General features: G+C 58.2%; 4 protein-coding genes. All 4 read left to right on the forward strand.

Translation table 11 applies throughout. The annotated features are described in order from the left end of the window. A partial coding sequence (gene nuoF, locus RDN66_RS07145; protein WP_308537737.1) for an NADH-quinone oxidoreductase subunit NuoF occupies positions 1-1,092 on the forward strand: 1,092 nt, incomplete at its 5' end. A gap of 84 nt (positions 1,093-1,176) precedes the next feature. Then, positions 1,177-3,903 (forward strand): NADH-quinone oxidoreductase subunit NuoG, encoded by a 2,727-nt coding sequence (nuoG, locus tag RDN66_RS07150; RefSeq protein WP_035892480.1) that lies wholly within the window; start codon positions 1,177-1,179, stop codon positions 3,901-3,903. Next, entirely contained in the window at positions 3,900-4,877 is a 978-nt protein-coding gene (nuoH, locus tag RDN66_RS07155; RefSeq protein ID WP_035892479.1) for an NADH-quinone oxidoreductase subunit NuoH, read from the forward strand. The genes nuoG and nuoH overlap by 4 nt, the downstream gene beginning before the upstream one ends. Positions 4,878-4,890: 13 nt before the next feature. Then, the coding region (gene nuoI / locus RDN66_RS07160; RefSeq protein WP_308537738.1) for an NADH-quinone oxidoreductase subunit NuoI at positions 4,891-5,372 on the forward strand (482 nt) is incomplete at its 3' end.

Raw genomic sequence — 5,372 nt, forward strand, 5'->3', positions numbered from 1 at the left:
AACATCCGTTACCTGCTGTGTAACGCCGATGAAATGGAGCCGGGCACCTATAAAGACCGCCTGCTGATGGAACAGCTGCCGCACCTGCTGGTGGAAGGCATGCTGATCTCCGCGTTCGCCCTGAAAGCGTATCGCGGGTACATCTTCCTGCGCGGTGAATACATTGAAGCCGCACAGCACCTGCGCCGCGCCATTGCGGAAGCTACCGAAGCGGGCCTGCTCGGGAAAAACATTCTCGGCACCGGTTTTGACTTCGAGCTGTTCGTGCACACCGGGGCTGGGCGTTACATCTGCGGTGAAGAAACCGCGCTGATTAACTCCCTTGAAGGCCGTCGTGCTAACCCACGTTCTAAGCCGCCGTTCCCGGCGAGCTCAGGCGTTTGGGGTAAACCGACCTGCGTCAACAACGTGGAAACCCTCTGTAACGTCCCGGCTATTCTGGCCAACGGCGTTGAGTGGTATCAGAACATCTCCACCAGTAAAGATGCCGGCACCAAGCTGATGGGCTTCTCCGGGCGCGTGAAAAACCCGGGCGTCTGGGAACTGCCGTTTGGCACCACCGCGCGTGAAATCCTTGAAGACTACGCTGGCGGCATGCGTGATGGCCTGAAATTTAAGGCCTGGCAGCCGGGCGGCGCAGGGACTGACTTCCTGACCGAATCGCACCTTGACCTGCCGATGGAATTTGAAAGCATTGGTAAAGCGGGCAGCCGTCTGGGTACGGCGCTGGCGATGGCCGTCGACCACGAGATCGGTATGGTACCGCTGGTGCGTAACCTGGAAGAGTTCTTCGCCCGTGAGTCCTGCGGTTGGTGTACGCCATGCCGCGACGGCTTGCCGTGGAGCGTCAAAATTCTGCGCGCCCTTGAGCGCGGTGAAGGCCAGCCTGGCGACATCGAGACACTTGAGCAACTGTGTCGATTCTTAGGGCCGGGTAAAACCTTCTGCGCGCATGCGCCTGGTGCGGTTGAGCCGCTGCAGAGCGCCATTAAATATTTCCGCGAAGAATTCGAAGCAGGCATCAAGCAGCAGTTCAGCAACACCCATGCAATTAACGGGATTCAGCCGAACCTGCTAAAGACGCGCTGGTGATTCCCACAAACTCATTCAGGCAGCCAACGCAGAGGCAGCCTGAATGAAGAAGTGGTAACGATTTTTTAATTTGGAAGCACGCTAATGGCTACGATTCATGTAGACGGCAAAGAATACGAGGTCAACGGAGCGGACAACCTGCTACAGGCGTGTCTCTCTATGGGCCTTGATATTCCATACTTTTGCTGGCACCCGGCGCTTGGGAGCGTCGGTGCTTGCCGCCAGTGTGCGGTGAAGCAATATCAGAACGCGGAAGACACGCGTGGCCGCCTGGTGATGTCCTGTATGACACCGGCATCCGACGGCACCTTTATTTCTATCGACGACGCAGAAGCGAAGCAGTTCCGCGAGAGCGTGGTGGAGTGGTTGATGACTAACCACCCGCACGACTGTCCGGTCTGTGAAGAGGGCGGTAACTGCCACCTTCAGGATATGACCGTGATGACCGGCCATAGCTTCCGTCGCTATCGCTTTACTAAGCGTACTCACCGTAACCAGGACCTGGGGCCGTTCATCTCTCACGAAATGAACCGCTGTATCGCCTGTTACCGCTGCGTGCGTTACTACAAAGACTACGCAGACGGTACCGATCTCGGTGTGTACGGCGCGCACGACAACGTCTACTTCGGCCGTCCAGAAGACGGTACCCTGGAAAGCGAATTCTCCGGTAACCTGGTTGAAATTTGCCCGACCGGCGTATTTACCGATAAGACGCACTCCGAGCGCTACAACCGTAAGTGGGACATGCAGTTTGCGCCAAGCATCTGCCAGCAGTGTTCCATCGGCTGTAACACCAGCCCGGGCGAGCGCTACGGCGAACTGCGTCGTATCGAAAACCGCTACAACGGCACCGTTAACCACTACTTCCTCTGCGACCGTGGTCGTTTCGGCTATGGCTATGTGAACCTGAAAGACCGTCCGCGTCAGCCGGTTCAGCGCCGCGGCGATGACCTCATCACCCTCAACGCCGAACAGGCGATGCAGGGCGCGGCGGATATTCTGCGTCAGTCGAAGAAAGTGATTGGTATCGGTTCTCCACGTGCGAGCGTTGAAAGCAACTTCGCGCTGCGTGAACTGGTGGGTGCGGATAACTTCTACACCGGCATCGCTAAAGGCGAGCAGGAACGTTTGCAGCTGGCGCTGAAAGTGCTGCGTGAAGGCGGCATTCATACTCCTGCGCTGCGCGATATCGAATCTTACGATGCGGTACTGGTGCTGGGCGAAGACATTACCCAGACCGGCGCTCGCGTCGCGCTGGCGGTTCGCCAGGCGGTGAAAGGTAAAGCACGCGAAATGGCAGCGGCCCAGAAAGTGGCTGACTGGCAGATTGCAGCCATCCTGAACATCGGCCAGCGTGCGAAACACCCGCTGTTTGTCACCAACGTCGACGACACTCGTCTGGACGATATCGCCGCGTGGACCTATCGCGCACCGGTAGAAGATCAGGCGCGTTTAGGCTTCGCGATTGCCCATGCGCTGGACAACAACGCACCGGCAGTTGACGGTATCGATCGTGACCTGCAGGGCAAGATCGACGTGATCGTTCAGGCGCTGGCCGGGGCGAAAAAACCGCTGATTATCTCCGGCACCAACGCCGGTAGCGCTGAAGTGATTCAGGCGGCGGCTAACGTGGCGAAAGCGCTGAAGGCTCGCGGTTCTGACGTTGGCGTGACGATGATTGCCCGCGCGGTAAACAGCGTTGGTCTCGGCATGATTGGCGGTGGTTCTCTCGATGACGCGCTGAACGAGCTGGAAAGCGGCGCTGCCGATGCGGTTATCGTGCTGGAAAACGACCTGCACCGTCATGCGGCTGCTAGCCGTGTGAACGCCGCGCTGGATAAAGCCCCGCTGGTGATGGTGATTGACCATCAGCGTACGGCGATTATGGACCACGCGCACCTGGTGCTCTCGGCGGCAAGCTTTGCCGAAAGCGACGGTACGGTCATCAACAACGAAGGCCGTGCTCAGCGCTTCTTCCAGGTGTATGACCCAAGCTACTACGACAGCAAAACCATCATGCTGGAAAGCTGGCGCTGGCTGCACTCGCTGCACAGCACCCTGGAAAACCGTCAGGTTGACTGGACCCAGCTGGATCACGTGATTGACGCTGCCGTTGCTGCACTGCCGCAGCTGGCTGGCATTAAAGATGCCGCGCCGGACGCAACCTTCCGCATTCGTGGTCAGAAGCTGGCGCGTGAACCGCACCGTTACAGCGGCCGTACGGCAATGCGCGCGAACATCAGCGTGCACGAGCCGCGTCAGCCGCAGGATAAAGACACTATGTTCGCCTTCTCCATGGAAGGGAACAACCAGCCGGGCGCACCGCGCTCGCAAATCCCATTCGCATGGGCTCCGGGCTGGAACTCCCCTCAGGCATGGAACAAGTTCCAGGCTGAAGTGGGCGGCAAACTGCGTCACGGTGACCCGGGCGTACGTCTGATTGAAGCGTCGGCAAACGGTCTGGATTACTTCACTACCGTACCGGCAGGCTTCCAGGCTGAAGCCGGGAAGTGGCGCGTGGCCCCGTACTACCATCTGTTTGGTAGCGACGAGATGTCACAGCGTGCACCGGTGTTCCAGAGCCGCATGCCGCAGCCTTACATCAAGCTCAACCCGGCCGATGCCGCGGCGCTTGGCGTAAACGAAGGCGCGAAAATGGCGTTCAGCTTTGATGGTCAGACGGTCACGCTGCCGCTGGTGATTTCCAGCGGGCTGGTGGCAGGGCAGGTTGGTTTGCCGATGGGCATGCCGGGCATAGCTCCTGTGCTTGCGGGCGCGCGTCTTGAAAATCTGCAGGAGGCACAGCAATGAGTTGGTTAACGCCGGATCTGATTGAGATCCTCCTTAGCATCGTCAAGGCCGTGGTCATCCTGCTGGTGGTTGTCACCTGTGGGGCGTTCATGAGCTTCGGCGAACGTCGCCTTCTGGGCCTGTTCCAGAACCGCTACGGGCCGAACCGCGTGGGCTGGGGCGGTTCGCTCCAGCTCGTTGCCGACATGATCAAAATGTTCTTTAAAGAGGACTGGGTTCCGAAATTTACGGACCGCATGATCTTTACGTTGGCACCGGTTATCGCCTTCACCTCGCTGCTGCTGGCCTTCGCCATTGTGCCGGTCAGCCCAAGCTGGGTGGTCGCCGACCTCAACATCGGGATTCTGTTCTTCCTGATGATGGCAGGTCTCGCGGTCTACGCGGTACTGTTCGCTGGCTGGTCGAGCAACAACAAATACTCCTTGCTGGGGGCGATGCGTGCGTCTGCGCAGACCCTGAGCTACGAAGTGTTCCTGGGTCTGTCTCTGATGGGCGTGGTGGCGCAGGCCGGTTCATTCAACATGACCGACATCGTCAATAACCAGGCTCACCTGTGGAACGTCATTCCTCAGTTCTTCGGCTTCATTACCTTTGCGATTGCGGGCGTTGCGGTATGTCACCGTCACCCGTTTGACCAACCGGAAGCCGAGCAGGAACTGGCCGATGGTTACCACATCGAATATTCCGGTATGAAATTCGGTCTGTTCTTCGTGGGTGAGTATATCGGTATCGTCACCGTGTCAGCGCTTATCGTGACGCTGTTCTTCGGTGGCTGGCAAGGCCCGTTCTTACCGCCATTCATCTGGTTCGCGCTGAAAACCGCGTTCTTCATGATGATGTTCATTTTGATTCGTGCGTCGTTACCGCGTCCTCGTTATGACCAGGTAATGTCCTTCGGCTGGAAAGTATGCCTGCCGCTGACGCTCATCAACTTGCTGGTAACGGCGGCTGTCATTCTCTGGCAGCAGCCATAAGGGGCTATAGACCATGACCTTAAAAGAATTACTCGTAGGCTTCGGCACCCAGGTACGCAGTATCTGGATGATCGGCCTGCATGCGTTCGCCAAACGCGAAACGCAGATGTACCCGGAAGAGCCGGTCTACCTGCCGCCGCGCTATCGTGGCCGTATCGTGCTGACGCGCGACCCGGACGGCGAAGAGCGCTGCGTTGCCTGTAACCTGTGCGCGGTAGCCTGCCCGGTTGGCTGTATCTCTCTGCAGAAAGCAGAGACCAAAGACGGCCGCTGGTATCCGGAGTTTTTCCGCATTAACTTCTCACGCTGCATTTTCTGCGGTCTGTGCGAAGAAGCGTGCCCGACCACGGCGATTCAGTTGACCCCGGACTTCGAACTGGGTGAATACAAGCGTCAGGATCTGGTGTACGAAAAAGAGGATCTGCTGATTTCCGGTCCGGGCAAATACCCGGAATATAACTTCTACCGGATGGCGGGTATGGCAATCGACGGCAA

Origin of the sequence: uncultured Kluyvera sp., from assembly GCF_902485085.1 — a bacterium.
Taxonomy (GTDB): Bacteria; Pseudomonadota; Gammaproteobacteria; order Enterobacterales; family Enterobacteriaceae; genus Kluyvera; species Kluyvera ascorbata.

What these genes read in the sequence shown, in the direction of transcription:
- nuoG (WP_035892480.1), top strand. Translation starts at nt 1,177, where the DNA reads ATGGCTACGATTCATGTAGACGGCAAAGAATACGAGGTCAACGGAGCG.
- nuoH (WP_035892479.1), top strand. Translation starts at nt 3,900, where the DNA reads ATGAGTTGGTTAACGCCGGATCTGATTGAGATCCTCCTTAGCATCGTC.